Annotated in this window: 20 protein-coding genes, 1 tRNA gene and 1 pseudogene; 13 read left to right on the top strand and 9 right to left on the bottom strand. The window is 52.7% G+C overall.

The window, feature by feature from the left end; translation table 11 throughout:
* The first annotated feature begins 47 nt into the window (after positions 1-47).
* Positions 48-1,736 (top strand): AsmA family protein, encoded by a 1,689-nt coding sequence (locus AAHF05_RS00335; protein ID WP_129324351.1) that lies wholly within the window; start codon positions 48-50, stop codon positions 1,734-1,736.
* A 78-nt stretch (positions 1,737-1,814) separates the two neighbouring features.
* Here the strand turns inward: AAHF05_RS00335 and AAHF05_RS00330 are convergent.
* Positions 1,815-2,117, bottom strand: a pseudogene (locus AAHF05_RS00330) (alpha-xylosidase); the annotation flags it as partial.
* A gap of 178 nt (positions 2,118-2,295) precedes the next feature.
* Between AAHF05_RS00330 and AAHF05_RS00325 the strand changes: the two are divergent.
* Both AAHF05_RS00325 and AAHF05_RS00320 read left to right on the top strand, forming a co-directional pair.
* Positions 2,296-2,390: transfer RNA gene (locus tag AAHF05_RS00325), tRNA-Sec, on the top strand.
* 36 nt (positions 2,391-2,426) lie between these two features.
* Positions 2,427-3,266, top strand: coding sequence for a DUF2971 domain-containing protein (locus AAHF05_RS00320; RefSeq protein WP_129324352.1), 840 nt, complete (start codon positions 2,427-2,429; stop codon positions 3,264-3,266).
* Here the strand turns inward: AAHF05_RS00320 and AAHF05_RS00315 are convergent.
* Positions 3,261-3,446: a toxin-antitoxin system HicB family antitoxin gene (locus AAHF05_RS00315; RefSeq protein WP_129324353.1), complete on the bottom strand. Its 186-nt coding sequence runs from the start codon at positions 3,444-3,446 to the stop codon at positions 3,261-3,263. The genes AAHF05_RS00320 and AAHF05_RS00315 overlap by 6 nt on opposite strands.
* 136 nt (positions 3,447-3,582) lie before the next feature.
* On the opposite strand from AAHF05_RS00315, the gene AAHF05_RS00310 reads away from it, so the two are divergent.
* The 3 genes from AAHF05_RS00310 to AAHF05_RS00300 all read left to right on the top strand — a co-directional run bounded on the left by AAHF05_RS00310 (position 3,583) and on the right by AAHF05_RS00300 (position 5,020).
* Positions 3,583-3,924 carry a SymE family type I addiction module toxin gene (locus tag AAHF05_RS00310; RefSeq protein ID WP_129324354.1) on the top strand — a complete coding sequence of 114 codons (342 nt, stop codon included), beginning with the start codon at positions 3,583-3,585 and terminating at the stop codon, positions 3,922-3,924.
* Positions 3,925-4,373: 449 nt separating this feature from the next.
* On the top strand, positions 4,374-4,724 hold the full coding sequence (locus tag AAHF05_RS00305; RefSeq protein WP_063927918.1) for a type II toxin-antitoxin system RelE/ParE family toxin: 351 nt from the start codon (positions 4,374-4,376) through the stop codon (positions 4,722-4,724).
* Entirely contained in the window at positions 4,721-5,020 is a 300-nt protein-coding gene (locus tag AAHF05_RS00300; RefSeq protein ID WP_128348879.1) for a helix-turn-helix domain-containing protein, read from the top strand. The genes AAHF05_RS00305 and AAHF05_RS00300 overlap by 4 nt, the downstream gene beginning before the upstream one ends.
* Positions 5,021-5,049: 29 nt before the next feature.
* On the opposite strand, the gene AAHF05_RS00295 is transcribed toward AAHF05_RS00300, so the two are convergent.
* Entirely contained in the window at positions 5,050-5,487 is a 438-nt protein-coding gene (locus AAHF05_RS00295) for an acetyltransferase (protein WP_129324355.1), read from the bottom strand.
* Between the two features lie 175 nt (positions 5,488-5,662).
* Here AAHF05_RS00295 and AAHF05_RS00290 point away from each other — a divergent pair, with 175 nt between their 5' ends.
* Positions 5,663-6,271, top strand: coding sequence for a hypothetical protein (locus AAHF05_RS00290; protein ID WP_129324356.1), 609 nt, complete (start codon positions 5,663-5,665; stop codon positions 6,269-6,271).
* A gap of 56 nt (positions 6,272-6,327) precedes the next feature.
* On the opposite strand, the gene AAHF05_RS00285 is transcribed toward AAHF05_RS00290, so the two are convergent.
* Together AAHF05_RS00285 and AAHF05_RS00280 are read right to left on the bottom strand one after the other, a co-directional pair.
* The gene (locus AAHF05_RS00285; protein WP_129324357.1) at positions 6,328-7,326 is read right to left on the bottom strand and encodes a class I SAM-dependent methyltransferase; all 999 of its coding nucleotides are present in this window, start codon (positions 7,324-7,326) and stop codon (positions 6,328-6,330) included.
* A 77-nt stretch (positions 7,327-7,403) separates the two neighbouring features.
* Positions 7,404-7,928, bottom strand: coding sequence for a lipocalin family protein (locus tag AAHF05_RS00280; RefSeq protein WP_129324358.1), 525 nt, complete (start codon positions 7,926-7,928; stop codon positions 7,404-7,406).
* Between the two features lie 117 nt (positions 7,929-8,045).
* On the opposite strand from AAHF05_RS00280, the gene AAHF05_RS00275 reads away from it, so the two are divergent.
* From AAHF05_RS00275 to AAHF05_RS00260, 4 genes are all read left to right on the top strand, one after another.
* On the top strand, positions 8,046-8,771 hold the full coding sequence (locus AAHF05_RS00275) for a MerR family transcriptional regulator (RefSeq protein ID WP_129324359.1): 726 nt from the start codon (positions 8,046-8,048) through the stop codon (positions 8,769-8,771).
* A 99-nt stretch (positions 8,772-8,870) separates the two neighbouring features.
* The gene (gene uraH, locus AAHF05_RS00270) at positions 8,871-9,281 is read left to right on the top strand and encodes a hydroxyisourate hydrolase (RefSeq protein WP_028017825.1); all 411 of its coding nucleotides are present in this window, start codon (positions 8,871-8,873) and stop codon (positions 9,279-9,281) included.
* A gap of 102 nt (positions 9,282-9,383) precedes the next feature.
* Positions 9,384-10,343: a DUF523 and DUF1722 domain-containing protein gene (locus tag AAHF05_RS00265; RefSeq protein ID WP_129324360.1), complete on the top strand. Its 960-nt coding sequence runs from the start codon at positions 9,384-9,386 to the stop codon at positions 10,341-10,343.
* A 145-nt stretch (positions 10,344-10,488) separates the two neighbouring features.
* On the top strand, positions 10,489-11,577 hold the full coding sequence (locus tag AAHF05_RS00260; RefSeq protein ID WP_129324361.1) for an AAA family ATPase: 1,089 nt from the start codon (positions 10,489-10,491) through the stop codon (positions 11,575-11,577).
* A 26-nt stretch (positions 11,578-11,603) separates the two neighbouring features.
* Here the strand turns inward: AAHF05_RS00260 and AAHF05_RS00255 are convergent, their stop codons facing one another.
* The 4 genes from AAHF05_RS00255 to AAHF05_RS00240 form a co-directional block, all read right to left on the bottom strand.
* The gene (locus AAHF05_RS00255; protein ID WP_129324362.1) at positions 11,604-12,557 is read right to left on the bottom strand and encodes a GlxA family transcriptional regulator; all 954 of its coding nucleotides are present in this window, start codon (positions 12,555-12,557) and stop codon (positions 11,604-11,606) included.
* Positions 12,558-12,582: 25 nt separating this feature from the next.
* A complete protein-coding gene (locus AAHF05_RS00250; RefSeq protein WP_129324363.1) occupies positions 12,583-13,362 on the bottom strand; it encodes an MBL fold metallo-hydrolase in 780 nt (259 codons plus the stop codon).
* Between the two features lie 124 nt (positions 13,363-13,486).
* Positions 13,487-14,287 (bottom strand): lipoprotein NlpA, encoded by an 801-nt coding sequence (gene nlpA / locus AAHF05_RS00245; RefSeq protein WP_028017817.1) that lies wholly within the window; start codon positions 14,285-14,287, stop codon positions 13,487-13,489.
* A 138-nt stretch (positions 14,288-14,425) separates the two neighbouring features.
* Positions 14,426-14,845: a GNAT family N-acetyltransferase gene (locus tag AAHF05_RS00240; RefSeq protein ID WP_028017816.1), complete on the bottom strand. Its 420-nt coding sequence runs from the start codon at positions 14,843-14,845 to the stop codon at positions 14,426-14,428.
* 140 nt (positions 14,846-14,985) lie between these two features.
* On the opposite strand from AAHF05_RS00240, the gene AAHF05_RS00235 reads away from it, so the two are divergent.
* Together AAHF05_RS00235 and AAHF05_RS00230 are read left to right on the top strand one after the other, a co-directional pair.
* Positions 14,986-15,282 (top strand): YicS family protein, encoded by a 297-nt coding sequence (locus tag AAHF05_RS00235; protein ID WP_028017815.1) that lies wholly within the window; start codon positions 14,986-14,988, stop codon positions 15,280-15,282.
* Between the two features lie 109 nt (positions 15,283-15,391).
* Positions 15,392-16,297: a DMT family transporter gene (locus AAHF05_RS00230; protein ID WP_108089303.1), complete on the top strand. Its 906-nt coding sequence runs from the start codon at positions 15,392-15,394 to the stop codon at positions 16,295-16,297.
* The last annotated feature ends 28 nt before the right edge of the window (positions 16,298-16,325 follow it).

Below are 16,325 nucleotides of genomic sequence, written 5' to 3'. Positions count from 1 at the left end.
TAAATCGTGCATAACTCCTTTATGTGCGTTTTGCGGGATGGAAGACCATGAAATTTATTGGAAAGCTACTCGTCTATCTTCTGGTAGCCGTGCTGATTGTGGTGCTGGCGCTCTATATCCTGCTCCAGACCCGCTGGGGTGCGAGTCAGGTCAGCAACTGGGTGACGGTAAATACCGACTACGAACTCAGTTTCGACAAGATGAATCACCGCTTTTCGTCGCCTTCCCACATCATTCTGGAAAACGTCACCTTTGGCCGGGATGGCAAACCCGCCACGCTGGTTGCCAAAAAAGTCGATATTGGCCTCAGTAGCCGACAGGTTACCGATCCGCTGCATATGGACACCATCTCCCTGTTCGATGGCACGCTGAATCTTTCTCCTCAGACTGCGCCGCTGCCTTTCCAGTCAGACCGTCTGCAACTGAACAACATGGCCTTTAACAGCCCCAATACGGAGTGGGATTTAAGTGCCCAGAAAGTCACGGGAGGTGTCAGCCCATGGCAACCAGAAGCAGGCAACGTGCTGGGTAAAAATGCGCAGATCCAGATGAGCGCAGGATCGCTCACCCTGAACGGCGTGCCGGCCACCAACGTGTTGATCGAGGGTCAGTTGAACGGCAAGGAAGTGGTGTTGAACACCATCGGTGCCGATATGGCCCGCGGTTCACTCACCGGCTCCGCCCTGCGTAACGCCGACGGAAGCTGGATCATCGACACCCTGCGTCTGAACGAAATCCGCCTGCAGAGCGATAAAACGCTGATGGATTTCTTCGCACCGCTGACCACCATCCCCTCTCTGCAGATTGGCCGACTGGACGTAACCGACGCCCGCCTGCAGGGCCCGGACTGGGCAGTTACTGACCTTGATTTAAGCCTGCGCAACCTGACGCTGAGTAAAGGCGACTGGCAGAGCCAGGAAGGGCGTTTATCCATGAACGCCAGCGAATTCATCTACGGTTCGCTGCATCTGTTTGACCCAATCCTGAATGCGGAATTCTCTCCGCAGGGCGTGGCGTTGCGCCAGCTAACCTCCCGCTGGGAAGGCGGCATGGTGCGCACCTCTGGCAACTGGCAGCGCGACGGCAAAGCGCTAGTGCTGGACGATGTCGCCATCGCCGGGCTGGAGTATACCCTGCCGCAGAACTGGAAAACGCTGTGGATGGAGCCTCTGCCGGAATGGCTGAACAGCGTGACGCTGCAAAAATTTGGTCTGAGCCGCAACCTGGTGATCGACATCGATCCTGCCTTCCCGTGGCAGATCACCTCTCTTGATGGCTATGGCGCGAACCTGCAACTGGTGAAAGATCGCCAGTGGGGCGTCTGGGGCGGTAGCGCAACCCTGAATGGCGCGGCGGCAACCTTTAACCGCGTGGATGTGCGTCGTCCGTCACTGGCACTGAATGCTAACGCTGCCACAGTGAATATTACTGACCTGAGCGCGTTTACTGAGAAAGGCATTCTGGAAGCCACGGCGACGGTTTCACAACTGCCGCAACGGCAAACCACTGTTAGCCTGAACGGGCGCGGTGTGCCGCTGAACGTGATCGAGCACTGGGGTTGGCCAGCGCTGCCGATTGCGGGTGACGGCAATATTCAGCTCACCGCCAGCGGCAGCGTGCAGGACAAAGCCCCGCTGAAGCCAACCGTTAACGGGAAACTGAATGCAGTGAATATGGATAAGCAGCAGGTCGAGCAGACAATGACGGGCGGTGTGGTTTCAACACCGGTGCAATAACCAAGCCGGGTAGCGGCTGCGAGGTTTTGTTCCCTCTCCCAGTGGGAGAGGGCATCAGACCGCACAATTCCAGATGAATCAAAGATGAACCACTACCTCATTCCCCTCGGCTTTCACCACCACACCCCACTTGTTGCCTGCGTGTGAGCCGCCCTTCACGCCGCTCACCTTCTGCACGTTGCGCAAGCACACCGACCAGTTTTGCGCGTCTCCCGCGCCGGTAAGGGTCACGATTTCGCCCCGACGTGACGCCTTCAGCGTAAACGTCACGGAGCCGTCCGTCGCAGGCACTTCGCTCATCGCCGTTGCGCCATCGTCCAGGTTAAACAACTGGAAGGCTGTGCCCTCGTTCCACGCATAGTCTGGCTTCTGATTATTGTTTTTTGTGATCGCAGTAAATGCTGGCGAGTACGAAGGGCTAACATGAGGATTTTCTTAGGAATTAACTGAAATGACCCGGCACAGGTCAAAAGAGAGGTGAAAAAAGTGGTGTGGGGTATGTGGTAAATGCCTGAAAGTAGCTATAATGCGCCCCGCCTCCATGTAGCAATGCAGGCGCGGAAGATCGTCATCTCCGGTGAGGTGGCTGGACTTCAAATCCAGTTGGGGACGCCAGCGTTCCCGGGCAGGTTCGACTCCTGTGATCTTCCGCCAAAAGTACCTCTAAAGCTACTTTCCGAGTTAATAACTATGTTTAAATACCTTCCCCCAGAAAGAATCGATATACTTGAAAACAACTTAATATGTTTCAATAACCCCTTAAATTTCAACGACCCATTTGAATTCAATGCCTCTTTTAATTTTAGTAGTTTTGAATCCACTTTACATGATTCTTTAATAAATTTAGATCTCCTCAAAGAATTACCAACCGAATGGCTGAATCACATTGAAAAACTGCCTAAAGAAATGGCCAACAATATAATTGTTGAGGCAAAAAATGCAATGCTCTCGATGTATAAGAGAGAAAAAGAAAATATAATAAAAACGACTGAAATCACAATGCAGACTCTCAACAAAAAGTTGATAGAAATAACTAGAATTTTATCACTAACAGAAACACCAACAAATATTCTAATGTGGGGACACTACGCACAGGCCCACAGTGGCTTTGTCATTGAATTTGAAACTAATCATCCATTTTTCTCACAACGTCGTAGTCAAAAAGATGAATTTGGGTATTTACGAAAAGTCATATATCAAAAACAATACCCTTTTCTTGATCCGTTATCAGGCGGTCAAGTAAATCATTTCTTAATAAAAAGTAAAGACTGGGAATATGAACATGAATGGCGAATACTGTTACCTCAATCAAATTCCGACAAAAAAATAAATGTAAATAACAAAGAGTTTGATCTCTATAAAATACCATCCAATGCGATCAAAGCGATAATTTTTGGCTGTAATACCACTGTACATTTTAAAAATAAAGTATTAGATTTAGTAAGTTCACGAACCGATTATGAACATATCAATTTAATGCAAGCAAAGAAGTCAAATTCAAAATTTGAAATTGAATTAACCCCGTTATAGCTCCTTTTTTAATCTATTTAATTCATTTCGACCTAAATTTTTCAGCCAGTTCCCCAAACTCATCCCCTCAGCCTTGGCAGCCTCTTCAAACTGAGTCTTCAACTCCGGCGTAATGCGAATTTGAAAAGTCGGTGCTTTTCCGGATTTTGACTGATTAGGATCGCGTTTAGCTGTTGACATGTACGTACCTACAAGAGCAAGATATCTTCACTGAGGTACGTACCTTAACATACGAAAACCTCAAATTGAAACGCCCTCGCCAGGTACTCGCAATACCGGACGAGAGCTAACCTCACCAACTATCAAGGAGTTGATTATGGCTGATTCGCATTCTACCCCAGACACCGACCAATCCGGAACCGAGCGTTCGTTAATTGTGGGATACCGCCCGAATGTTTTCGACAAATCCACGCCCAATATCATTCTGTCCGGCAAGTGGCTGCGCGCGGCGGGGTTTGAAACCGGGCATCAGGTCACGGTGAAGGTGATGAAGGGTTGCATCGTTCTGGTGGCATATAACGAGCAGGAGCAGCGGTTACAGGATGATTATAAACGGACGAAAGCAAAGCTCGTTGAGATAGAGGACGCCCTCGCAGCGATCCAAACTCCGCGTCCTGGAAAGCGCCTCGCAAAAGTGAATACACACCGCCGAGCTTAACGCTGAGAATATGGAGGTGGCATTACAGACAAAGATGTCATCCAGTCTCCGGCAGGCAAAATTGAGTAACATTCAACTATCCGGAAATTCCGGATAGTTCACCTGAAGAAAAACAGCAGATTTCAGAGAGATAGAGCACCACAACCTCGAAGCAATACTCGACGTCGGGTACCGTCCTCCTCGAGCCGTCCAGTTCCACCAAGGGCCACCCAGACCTTCCAGTAATAGTGGGTAAAAAGGTTATTTATGGACAAACGGCAGCTTTACTCTCCAGCATGAATGAAAAACGCTGGAAAACGCCTCGCAATTTCTTAATTGCACGATCCGTTTGAAATCCCCTCTTTGTCATACTCCTGCCACTAACAGCCTGGCTGTCGATGACAGCCATTGCATTTATTAACTACAGCTTATATTCTTTTTATAAGCTACAGCTTATCATGGACGAAAGCATGTGGACGGTTCGGTTCGGAAAGGTATTCGAACAGTGGTTGTTTGAACAGGAAGAAGGATTACAGGATAAGGTACTGGCAGACCTGCTAAATCTGCAACACTATGGGCCACGTCTTCCTCGTCCTTATGCAGATACGGTTAAAGGCTCACGGTATAAGCATATGAAAGAATTACGTATTCAATATGCTGGTCGTCCTGTTCGTGCTTTCTTCGCATTTGATCCTGTACGTCAGGCCATTGTGCTTTGCGCGGGCGATAAGAGTAACGACAAAACCTTTTATGAAAAAATGATTCGCATCGCAGATACCGAATTTTCCCTTCATCTGACAAGCCTGGAGGCAACCAAGTGAAAACCTTAAATGAAGTGATTGCGTCACGTTCACCGGATAGCCAACAACGAATTAAAGAAATGGCAGAGGAAATGATCCTCGAAACGGGTCTGCAACTTTTACGTGAAGAGCTCAGGCTTTCGCAAAAAAATGTTGCCGAGCTTATGGGGGTAAGCCAGCCCGCAGTAACTCAGATAGAGCAACGTGGAAATGAACTAAAAATTGCCACACTTAAGCGCTACATTGAGGCAATGGGTGGGAAACTTTGTATCGACGTTGAACTTCCCACAGGAAAACGCGTTGCATTTCATATCTAACAAATGTGATTTCTGCGTTAAGTGAATATTCACTTAACCAACCGCAAATGCAGCAACGGAAACGGATTCCCCTGACCGTCCAGTTCCGAGCGCCCAACCTGCTCAAACCCCATATGGCGATAAAACGCGACGCCCTGCGGGTTTTGTTCATTAACATCCACTTCATTCACGCCAGACTCTGCGATGGCGTGTTGCAGCAGTAATTTCCCGACGCCCTTCCCCCGGCTCGCATCATCAACAAACAACATTTCAATGCGATTTTCATCAACGCCTAAAAAGCCGTGAATAGCGCCTGCGTAATCTTCAGCAATCACGACCTTGAGGTTAGGTAAATACGCATTGAGCAATAACGGGCGCAGCGCCGCAATATCGCTTTCCTGTAAAAAGTGGTGGGTGGCGCGGACGGAGGATTCCCAGATCGCGACCAGACATTCGAAGTGTGTGGGGAGTGCAGTTTCTATTTTCATGGGGGGATCATGGCTATCAGCCAACCTAAAATCAAGCCATCAGAAATAGTGAAAAGTCTTAGGCCAAAAGGAAAAAGTTGCAGGGCTAATGCAAAGGCATGAATGTGAAAACACCAACCAAGAACAAAACTATGATCTGAATACGATGGCTACATAAGCGGCTGGAGATCCTGAAATGGCAGATCAAAGCGATGGCTTTCTTAAAGATGAATATTTAAAGCTACAGGACCAATATGAAGACTACGATCGCAGAGCTTTAGTTATAAAAGGATGGATTGGTGCTGGGGCATTGGCGGGGTTCGCATTGGGTACCAATGCAGACAAACATGTAACATTACTCACTCTGTTTGCTATTTCGTTGATCGCCATGTGCTTTTGGTATCTCGAGGCAAAATGGAAAACATTCCAGTATGCCATTGCTGATCGAATCCGGATTATTGAAGCGCACTTTCGCCAGGATCCACATGTGTTATTCAAAGATCCGAAGCCATTACAAATTTATCATTGGTGGTTTAAGTCTTACTCGAAAGATGAACCCATCTACGATTACGAAACCGCCTACAGACCAGCCAATAAATGGCACCGATTCAGAAGCGCTGCATTTCAGGATTTTGTTCACCTACCCTATTCGCTCATTATTGTCCTCTGCATTTTGATAGGGGTAATAGATTCAATAGCTGATAAGCCTTCCTCTGATCCATACAAACCTACATGTGTTCTGTCACAAGTTGTGCCAGGAATTGCAGTACCCTCAACCTCCTATGTCTGTATTTTGAGCAAATAATAACGCTTCTCTGCGGCCTGTTCCCCCTCTCCCACAGGGAGAGGGAACCGACCGTGCTAAACCTTAATTTCCATCACCGCATACACCCCGTCCTTCGGTACCACCACGGTGACGTTTTCCACCGGCACGCCCGCCGCGAGGTGGATATCCTGCAGCTGCTGTAACGACCTCGGGTGAATATCCTCCCAGCCGATGCCCCGCAGCACAAAGTCAATTTGCGGGCTGCTGGTCAGCATGTTCGAGACAATCACCGCGCCGCCGGGCTTTACCATCCGCAGCGCGCGCTGGAGGAAAATCACCGCATCGGCATCATTGAAGTATTCGAAAATCCCCAGCGCGTCGACAAGCTCGGCCTGGTGCTCGCCCAGCTCCAGCAGCAGGTCCTCGTTACGTATCAGCGTATGGAGCAAATTGCGCCTGAGCAGCGTAAGCTGTTCGCCCACAACAATGCCTTCCTGCGCCGCCATGGTTTCAGCCCAACTGAGCGCCACAGGGTCTTTATCCACCAGCGTGAGATAAACCTGCTGACCGTCGAGCTTTGCCTCGCGCAGTGCCTCCAGCACCGGAATAGCGGCCCCACTCGCCAGGCTGACCCAGTTGTTTTCACTTTCGTTATGAATGTACTTTTCCACCAGCGCGGACAGCACTCTGGCACGGGAGCGCACGCCAACCGCATCGTTAGCGTGGATAAACCACTGGCGGCTGTCGCTGTCCATTTTTGTACCGTCAGGCAGGCGATCTTCCAGCGGATTTTGCACCACAAACAGCGCCAGCGCGGAGGGCACCAGCCGGGTTCGCCACGCGGTTAGCGCCGGGCGGTTACGAAAAGCCTGTTCGGAGTAACGGTTCTGAGGGACAAGCACGGCCTGTCCGCCCTCTTCGTATTCAATCAGCGGAGGCCGCAGCGCCGGTTCGGCTTTCAGCGCCCGGTCAAGCGCAGCGATCTCACGGGCAGCATCGTCTTTCATCGGCCACTGGTCGCTGACATCGGGAAATGACGCACTGAAAATCGTCATATTTTCCGGCGCGTCGCCGCGAAAAGGCTGCCAGTTCATATCGTTGTCTCCCGTTACGCTGATAACGAAAGTCTATCCAGGCAGACCAGTAATACCCTACGAAGAAAGCACGATCTTCACTGCTTCACCCACACCAGTTGATCAACCCGGAAGCCCAGACCGCGCGCGGTATTCAGGTAATCCTGTTTCACGGCATCCGGGATTGTCGGGGTGCGCGACAAAATCCACAGGTAATCGCGGTTCGGGCCGCTCACCAGCGCGTACTGGTACTTATCGTCCAGCCTGATCACGTTATAGCCGCCGTAGAATGGGCCGAAGAACGACACCTTCAGCGCCGCCGTGGTTGGTTCACCGGTAAAATACGCTTTGCCTTCACTCTCATTCCACGTCTTCTTCACCGGGTCATAACCCCGGTTAAGCACGCTAATGCCGTCGTCACTGCGCTTGCCGTAGGTAGCGGTTACCTGCTCCAGCCCGCGTTCAAAGCGATTTTCCAGACGAGCGATTTCGTACCATTTTCCGAGATAGCGGCTGGCATCAAAGCCTGAAATCGGCTGTACGCCTTTCGGCGGCGTAGGAGATGTACAGGCGACCAGCGCCAGGGCGATGGCAACACCGGCCACAACAGGCCATACCTTCATGAGAACTCCTTTCATTTGCATGGTTGGACGTTAATTGTAGTGCACCGTTTCGACGCTTCATCACGTCCGGGAAAATTCGTAGTATATTGAGAATATTCCTCCACTCTGGACACGGGCATGGCTTACTCCATCGGCGAATTCGCCAGACTCAGCGGCATCACCGCCACCACGCTGCGGGCGTGGCAGCGTCGCTATGGTTTACTCAAGCCGCAGCGCACGGATGGCGGTCACCGCCAGTACAGCGATGAAGACGTCCAGCAGGCGCTAAAAATCCTCGACTGGGTAAAAAAAGGGGTCCCGATCGGCCAGGTCAAACCCCTGCTGGAACGCCCGACACCGGGTCGGACCAACAACTGGCAAACCCTGCAACAGAACATGCTGCAACGCCTGCAGGACGGCAAAATCGAGTCCCTGCGCCAGATGATTTACGACGCCGGACGCGAATACCCTCGGCCAGAGCTGGTCGCGAACGTACTGCGCCCGATGCGTAGCCAGGTCTCCGCTAACGTCGCCGCAGCCATGACCCTGCGTGAAATCCTCGATGGCATCATCATCGCCTATACCTCGTTCTGCCTCGAGGGGGATAAAAAAGCGCCTGGCGATAATATTCTGCTCAGTGGCTGGCATCTGAATGACCCCTGCGAGATCTGGCTCGAAGCCTTAACGCGCACCGGGCAGGGCCACCGGATCGACATTCTGCCCTCGCCTCCTGCCGCGCTGGCACCGGAAATATTCCCGGATCGTAAATGGCTTCTGGTCACCAGCGGTAAACTCACCGCCGCGCGGAAAAAGCAGGTGGAACAGTGGCAGCAGCAGGTATCGCTTGAAGTGATTATCCTCTGACGATTTTCTCCTGTGGGAATCTTCACGAAAAGTTGAATATTTTTTCGCACCGCAGATGCTAACGTTTTCCTGTGACGAATAACCCAACAGGAAAACACCATGAAAAAAACCGCCCCTTTGCTGATGCTGACCACCCTGGCCTTTGCTCCGGCTGTATTTAGTGCCCCTGTCGGCACGCTGAGTGTACACGTTCTTGACCAGCAAACCGGGATGCCGCCATCCGACGTTACCGTCACGCTGGAAAAACAGCAGCAGGACAAATGGACCCAGGTTGCCAGCGGTAAAACCGACCACGACGGACGTATCAAATCGCTTTATCCGCAGGATCAGGATATGCAGCCTGGCGTGTATAAAGTGACCTTCAAAACCGCAGATTACTTCCACGGCAAAAAACTGGACTCCTTCTTCCCGGAGATCCCGGTGCTGTTTACCGTGACCCGCACCAACGAGAAACTGCACATCCCACTCCTGCTGAGCCAGTACGGTTACTCGACCTACAAGGGCAGTTAAGACTTATTGATTTTAAAGGAATATAAAAAATAATCTTGCTAATACTTGGACAAATTACTCATGTTGTGTAAGTTTTAAAGGGAAGAATGGGAGGACCACACCATGACAAAAAAACCTGTGCTGGGTATTAGCGGATGTTTGACCGGTTCCGCCGTTCGCTTTGACGGCGGGCATAAACGTATGGGTTTTGTCATGGACGAACTGGCCCAGTGGGTCAGCTTCAGGCCGGTCTGCCCTGAAATGGCGATTGGGCTGCCTACGCCACGCCCTGCCATTCGTTTAACGCTGACAGAAAGCGGTGAAACGCAGCTGCGCTTCAGCAAGTCACCTCATGAGAACCTCACGCAGAAAATGGCTGACTTTACGGCAGATTATCTACCGAAAATCGGCGATCTGGCGGGGTTCATTGTCTGTGCAAAATCCCCAAGCTGCGGCATGGAACGCGTGCGGCTGTATGACGAAAACGGCAACCGGGGCCGCAAGGAGGGTGTCGGGCTGTTCACCGCCGCGCTCCTTGAAACCTGGCCGTGGCTGCCCGTGGAAGAGGATGGACGGCTGCACGATCCGGTGCTGCGGGAAAACTTTGTCGAACGTGTTTTTGCCCTGCACGAACTGAACACGCTGCGTAGAAATGGCCTCACGCGCCGCGCGCTGCTGGACTTCCACAGCCGTTACAAACTCCAGCTGCTGGCGCACCATCAGGCGGGTTACCGTGAAATCGGCCCGTTCGTTGCCTCGCTGCACGAGTGGGAAGACCTGGACGCCTTCTTCGTGGCGTACCGGGAAAAGCTGATGACCATCCTGAAAAAACCCGCTTCGCGTAAGAATCACACTAACGTGCTGATGCATATTCAGGGGTATTTTCGTAACCAGCTGAACACCCGCCAGCGAGGCGAGTTGCGCGACGTAATCCTGCACTATCGCAACGGGCAGTTGCCTATTCTCGCCCCGATAACGCTGCTGAAGCATTACCTGGCCGAATACCCCGACCGGTATCTGATGACGCAAAACTACTTTGATCCCTATCCTGATGATTTGGGTCTGCGTCTGGCAGTCAAGTGATCATAAAAATGCGAAGGCCCCATTGACCCTTAGAGGCCCAAAGCAGTACCCCGTTTAGACGACATCCTCACTGTCGTCTCTTTTTTGCATTTCATCTCAAATACTGTGATTATATACAGTCTTATTCTGCGAAAGGGGCCTGCCTGTGATCCACACCCTGCACATTCAAAACTACCGCTCCATCCGCGAGATGTCGCTGGAGCTGGAGCAGCTCAATATCGTCTTCGGGCCGAACGGCACCGGAAAATCGAATATCTACAAGGCGATACACCTGATGCACAGCGCCGCGCAGGGGCAGTTTTCCCAGGCGCTGGCGAATGAAGGTGGAATTTTGAAAGTATTTTGGGCAGGCAAAACCCGCAGCGACCAGCTGCGGCGGATGAATCTGGCGGTGGAAACAGAGACCTACGAATACGAGCTGCAGGTCGGGTTTGTGGAGAAGCTGCCCTATCCCTCGCAGTTTCAGCTCGATCCGGTGATCAAAGAGGAGTCCATCTGGCTGAGCGGCCAGCACCGTCGGCCTTCGTCACAGCTGATGAAGCGTAAGAACCAGGCGGTGTTTCTGAACAACGTGCATCACGAGAAAGTGACCCACAGCGGCACGCTGTACGAGAACGAATCGGTGTTCGGGCAGCTCGGCGAACCGCATCTTTACCCGGAAGTGTCGCAGATGCGCGAGTCCCTGCGTAACTGGCGCTTTTATCATGAGTTTTCTGTATCAATCGGCTCGGCGATGCGCGCCCCACAGGTCGGTTTTCGCTCCCCGGTGCTGGCCAGCGACGGCTCGAATCTGGCCGCAGCGTTTCAGACCATCGTCGAGATTGGCGACGAACTGTTGCTGATGCGTATTCTCGACCAGGCATTTCCTGGCTGCGTGTTTTACAGCGACAACACCGGCGGACGTTTTCGCATGATGATGCAGCGCGAAGGGCTGAGCAGGCCGCTGGAACCGGCAGAGTTCTCCGACGGCACTCTGCGATTTCTGTGCCTGGCAGTGGCGTTGTTAAGCCCGCGCCCACCGGCGTTTATCGCGTTGAACGAACCGGAAAACAGCCTGCACCCGCAGATGCTGCCCGCCCTGGCGAGCTTAATCGCCGAAGCCAGCCGCTACTCGCAGATCTGGCTCACCAGCCACTCGCCGGAGCTGGCAAAGTTGATTGAGAAGCAGCGATCGTTTTCGCTGTATCAACTGTCTATGGTGGAGGGGGAGACGCGGGTGGAGAGGCTGGGGTGAATGCCGGGAGCGCTGGCTTGCCTGGCCTACGGGCGGGTGCGGAAGGTTTTTCGCCATTCCGCCGGGCTGACCCCAAAACGCGCTTTAAACTGCTGGCGATACGTCACCGCCGACACAAATCCCACCTGTTCTGCCACGCGTTCAATCGGTATATTTCCGGCTTCCAGTAATATCTGACTGCGTCGCAACCGTTCCGCAGTTAGCCAGTCGGCGACGCTCATCCCCGTAGCGTTAATAAAATGGCGAGTCAGGGTGCGGCGGCTCATGGAAACCACCTCCGCCAGCGAGTCCAGATTATGCGGCTCGGTAATGTGCTGCTGGAGATAATCGATCAGGCAGTTAATCCGCGCATCGCGGGTGTCTTTTGGCACCGGCTGGGCAATAAACTGCGCCTGTCCGCCTTCACGGTGCGGCGGCACAATCATCCGCCGGGCAATCTGGTTCGCGACCACGCTGCCAAAGCGCTGGCGGATAATGTACAAACAACAATCCAGCGCAGCGGCGGTGCCCGCTGAGGTGATGATGTTGTCGTCATCCACGTAGAGGGCGTTGATATCCAGCTGAACGTTCGGGAAAAGCAACTGGAACTGGTGCTCAAACTCCCAGTGCGTTGCCGCGCGTTTGCAGTCGAGAATGCCCGCATAGGCCAGCACAAATGATCCCAGACACAGCCCGACCATTTCCGCGCCGTTGTCTCTTGCCTGCACCAGGCTGTCGAGCAGCACCTGAGGCGGGCGTTCAAGGACATGCTGCCAGTAGGGAACGACAACAATATCGGCCTGACCAATAGCGGTGTAGTCCTGCGTGGCGTTGAGGGCAAATCCGTCTTTTGAGGTGAGAAAACCCGGCGTTTCGGCGCAGATCGTCACGTTAAAGCGCTTTTCACCGGATACCGTATCACCAAACAGAATGCAGGGAACGGAGTAGTGGAACGGGCTAAACCCGTCCACCGCAACAATCGCAACGTTTACTGGCGGCATCTGTCTCTCCCTTCCCCTTTAACACTCAGAATATAACGCTTTCGCCATCCTGTGGAATGCTTAGCGCATCACTGAACTGGTTGGCTTCGGCGTACTCACGCAGTGCGTGGCGGGTTAACAGGCAGTGGTTGATCGCCTCCATATGGACCGCCACAATCTGTGCCTGCGGCAGCAGGAAATGGACGTTCAGCACGTCCTGCTCGCCCATGATAATCGGCCCGAAACCCAGCACATGCGCGTAACCGGCATTCAGTACTACCACATCCGGCTGGTGTTTTTGCAGATCGACTGCCACCTCTTCGCGCCAGATGGTATCGCCTGCGATGTACAGCGTCTTCTCATCAGGATGGCGCAACACCACACCGCAGGCTTCGCCCAGACGTTCTGCCAGCTCTGGCACCGCATAAGCACGATCGGTACCGTGCTGGCCGCCGTGGGTTTTCGTGATGAGGATATCGCCAAAGAGAGTCTCTTCGGTCATCACCGTCAGGTGGGTAAACCCCTGGGTGCGCAGCAACGCGGCGTCGCTGTCGTTTTGCACGTAGACCGGTTTGTCTTTGGCGATCAGCTCAATGGCCGTTTGATCCCAGTGATCGTCATGGGTGTGGGTGACAATCACGGCATCGGCATCCAGCAGCGTTTTTACGTCAACGGGCAGGTCGACCATCGGGTTGCGAATGTCTGCACGCGCCGTGCCCGGAAAACCGGGATACGCGCCTTTTGGTGCCAGCATTGGGTCAATTAATAAACGTTTTCCGGCGTAGGTAATCAGCTGAGTGGCATTGCGAATTTGGGTGATGTTCATAGGGTATCCTCCGGTTGGTGTGATAAGGAGAATAGCCAGAGGGGCAGTTTTGCGATGTGGGCTAAAGGGCGATGTTCGATGGAATCGGGCCAATAGGAAAAGGCGGGTTTCCCCGCCAGCATGCTTACCAGCCTGGTACCGCCCCACCGTTAAAGATCGTCTCCGCCGCTTTCGCCACCTCAGGTGACTGATACGACTGAATAAACTCCTTCACGTTTTCTGCGTCTTTGTTGTCTTCACGCGTCACCACAATGTTCACGTACGGTGAATCTTTGTCTTCGATAAATACGCCGTCATGCACTGGCGACAGCCCGGTTTGCTGGAGATAGGTGGTGCTGATGATGGCAACATCAACTTTCGGGTCATCCAGCACGCGCGGCAGCTGCGCCCCTTCCAGCTCCATAATTTTCAGGTTTTTGGGATTTGCCGTGATATCCAGCGCCGTCGGCAGCAGGCCAACGTCTGGCTTGAGGGTAATCAGCTTCTCTTTTTGCAGCAGCAACAGCGCGCGGCCGAGGTTAGTCGGGTCGTTCGGAATAGCAATGGTCGCGCCATCTTTCAGATCGGACACGGATTTGATCTTGCGGGAATACCCGGCCATCGGGAAAACAAAGGTGTTCGCCACGGCGACCAGTTTGTAGCCGTGCGCCTTGTTATCTTCTTCAAGGAATGGGCGATGCTGGAAGACGTTGGCATCCAGTTCACCGTGGTTGGTGGCATCGTTGGGCAGCAGCGATCCGCTGAAGCCCACCAGCTCCACATCCAGGCCATATTTCTCTTTCGCCACCTTTTTGGCAACTTCCGCCACGTCTTGTTCGGCGCCATTGATGACGCCCACTTTAATGTGCTTAACATCATTGCCACTTTGGTCACAGCCCGCCAGCAGCAGGCCGGTCAGAAGAAGCACACCCAATCGGAGTTTCACGATACAGTTCCTTTTGATAAACGTTTTGATGACTATATCGACAACGCGGCGATGAGCTAAAAACCGAAAAAGAATCAATAAGAAGGATAAGTTATATGCGGTCGATTGCCGGGCTTACCCTGCCTACAGATTCAGGATTTAAAGCGCTTTCGCCAGATAATGTCGCTGCATGCCAGGATAAGGATAATCCTGCAAAGACATCTGTAGCTGGTACCCCTGTTTTTCATAGAACGGGCGCGCCTGGAAGCTGGCGGTGTCGACGAGCGCATGTTTACAGCCGTTGCGTCTGGCTTCCTCTTCGGCCGATTTAATGATCTGGCTACCCACACCGGAACCCCGCACGGTATCGCTGACCCAGAGAAAGTCGATATTCAGCCAGTCGCCTTTACGTACGCCAATTAATCCGCCCAGCATTACGCCATTTTCATCTCGCATGTAAACGCCAATGTCACCGCTAAAATTCGATAGATCGAGAAACTGCCCGTTATAGGCTCTCAGTCCCGTCAGTAACTCCTCTTTCTCTTGCGTGGTGACTGTATCAGTAATGCTCAGGTGCATATTTTTCTCCTTATTTTTCTGTGCCGTTTCACTATCTCACACACTCATCCTGGAGAAAATTCATACTTTCGACTGGAGTCGCTACACTGAATGTAACGATATATTTCATAGGAAGCATGTGACTTCTAAAGGGGGTTTTGATGAAAGCTGCGCACCTGGTCTGCCTGCTGGTTTGTCTGCTCTTCGCCGCGTTTGTCCATGCACAGGAAAAGGACGACCCGGCAAAAGAGGCACAAATAAAGCAGCAGGTCCTTAAAGATATTAAGAAAACCTGTACGCCACAGAAAAAGCAGAGCGATAAAGCCTGGCAGGAGATGATTTTGTCATCCGAGGCCAATCAACTCCTGATCAAAAACGCCATTACCGCCGTGAAGCGCGACAATCTGGACGCCTACTGGGCAGCGATTGGTCAGGTGGATTGTATGGAAGATTATTAAGTACGCCGCTACGTTTCCCATGACGAGTCTGGTTTAGGGCTCCAGGCTGCACGCCACAGGCAATCGACCCATGTTATGCTGGGAAAAAACCAACATAACAGGGGAGAACATGGGTTCCACACGTAAAGGGATGCTAAACGTCCTGATCGCCGCCGTTTTATGGGGAAGCTCAGGAGTTTGCGCGCAGTACATCATGGAGAAAAGCCATATTTCTTCGCCTTATCTGACCATGGTTCGCCTGCTGTTTACCGGCGTGATCCTGCTTACGCTTTCCTTTGTTCACGGCGACAAGATTTTCTCGGTCATCAAAAATCGAAAAGATGCCATCAGCCTGCTGATTTTCTCGCTGGTTGGCGCGCTCACCGTGCAGCTTACTTTCCTGCTGACGATTGAAAAATCCAACGCAGCAACCGCCACCGTGCTGCAATTCCTGTCGCCGACCATCATCGTGGCGTGGTTTGCGCTGGCGCGGAAAAAGCGCCCTGGTGTGTTTGTCTTATCCGCAATAATGACGTCGCTTGTCGGCACGTTCCTGCTGGTGACGCATGGCGACCCGACCTCACTCTCTATTTCGCCTGCGGCGCTGTTCTTCGGGATCGCTTCCGCCTTTGCCGCCGCGTTTTATACCACTTACCCGTCAACGCTGATCGCCCGCTACGGCACGCTGCCGATTGTTGGCTGGAGTATGTTGATTGCCGGGGTAATGCTGACCCCGTTCTACGCCGGGCGCGGGACAACGTTTGTCATTGATGGCAGCCTGCTGCTGGCGTTCTTCTACCTGGTGGTGATCGGTACGGCGCTGACGTTCAGCCTGTACCTGAAAGGTGCGCAGATGATTGGCGGGCCAAAGGCGAGCATTCTGAGCTGCGCCGAGCCGCTGAGCAGCGCGCTATTGTCGGTTATCCTGCTCGGCGTGGCGTTCACCCTGCCGGACTGGCTGGGCACGCTGCTGATTGTGTCGTCGGTAGTGCTGATTTCGATGGATTCGAGAAGACGGGTTCAGACATCGGCGTAGCCAGATTCCCTCTCCCACGGGAGAGGGA

This window comes from Enterobacter adelaidei, from assembly GCF_041937165.1.
Taxonomy (GTDB): Bacteria; Pseudomonadota; Gammaproteobacteria; order Enterobacterales; family Enterobacteriaceae; genus Enterobacter; species Enterobacter adelaidei.
Note: the sequence above shows the minus strand (reverse complement) of the source record. Positions and strands in the feature narration are given on the sequence as shown.

Coding starts and splice junctions, on each gene's coding strand:
- AAHF05_RS00265 (WP_129324360.1), top strand. CDS start 9,384: ATGACAAAAAAACCTGTGCTGGGTATTAGCGGATGTTTGACCGGTTCC.
- AAHF05_RS00320 (WP_129324352.1), top strand. CDS start 2,427: ATGTTTAAATACCTTCCCCCAGAAAGAATCGATATACTTGAAAACAAC.
- AAHF05_RS00255 (WP_129324362.1), bottom strand. CDS start 12,557: ATGCCGCCAGTAAACGTTGCGATTGTTGCGGTGGACGGGTTTAGCCCG.
- uraH (WP_028017825.1), top strand. CDS start 8,871: ATGAAAAAAACCGCCCCTTTGCTGATGCTGACCACCCTGGCCTTTGCT.
- AAHF05_RS00280 (WP_129324358.1), bottom strand. CDS start 7,928: ATGAAGGTATGGCCTGTTGTGGCCGGTGTTGCCATCGCCCTGGCGCTG.
- AAHF05_RS00275 (WP_129324359.1), top strand. CDS start 8,046: ATGGCTTACTCCATCGGCGAATTCGCCAGACTCAGCGGCATCACCGCC.
- AAHF05_RS00310 (WP_129324354.1), top strand. CDS start 3,583: ATGGCTGATTCGCATTCTACCCCAGACACCGACCAATCCGGAACCGAG.
- AAHF05_RS00335 (WP_129324351.1), top strand. CDS start 48: ATGAAATTTATTGGAAAGCTACTCGTCTATCTTCTGGTAGCCGTGCTG.
- AAHF05_RS00240 (WP_028017816.1), bottom strand. CDS start 14,845: ATGCACCTGAGCATTACTGATACAGTCACCACGCAAGAGAAAGAGGAG.
- AAHF05_RS00250 (WP_129324363.1), bottom strand. CDS start 13,362: ATGAACATCACCCAAATTCGCAATGCCACTCAGCTGATTACCTACGCC.
- AAHF05_RS00315 (WP_129324353.1), bottom strand. CDS start 3,446: ATGTCAACAGCTAAACGCGATCCTAATCAGTCAAAATCCGGAAAAGCA.
- AAHF05_RS00290 (WP_129324356.1), top strand. CDS start 5,663: ATGGCAGATCAAAGCGATGGCTTTCTTAAAGATGAATATTTAAAGCTA.
- AAHF05_RS00230 (WP_108089303.1), top strand. CDS start 15,392: ATGGGTTCCACACGTAAAGGGATGCTAAACGTCCTGATCGCCGCCGTT.
- AAHF05_RS00285 (WP_129324357.1), bottom strand. CDS start 7,326: ATGAACTGGCAGCCTTTTCGCGGCGACGCGCCGGAAAATATGACGATT.
- AAHF05_RS00235 (WP_028017815.1), top strand. CDS start 14,986: ATGAAAGCTGCGCACCTGGTCTGCCTGCTGGTTTGTCTGCTCTTCGCC.
- AAHF05_RS00295 (WP_129324355.1), bottom strand. CDS start 5,487: ATGAAAATAGAAACTGCACTCCCCACACACTTCGAATGTCTGGTCGCG.
- AAHF05_RS00305 (WP_063927918.1), top strand. CDS start 4,374: ATGTGGACGGTTCGGTTCGGAAAGGTATTCGAACAGTGGTTGTTTGAA.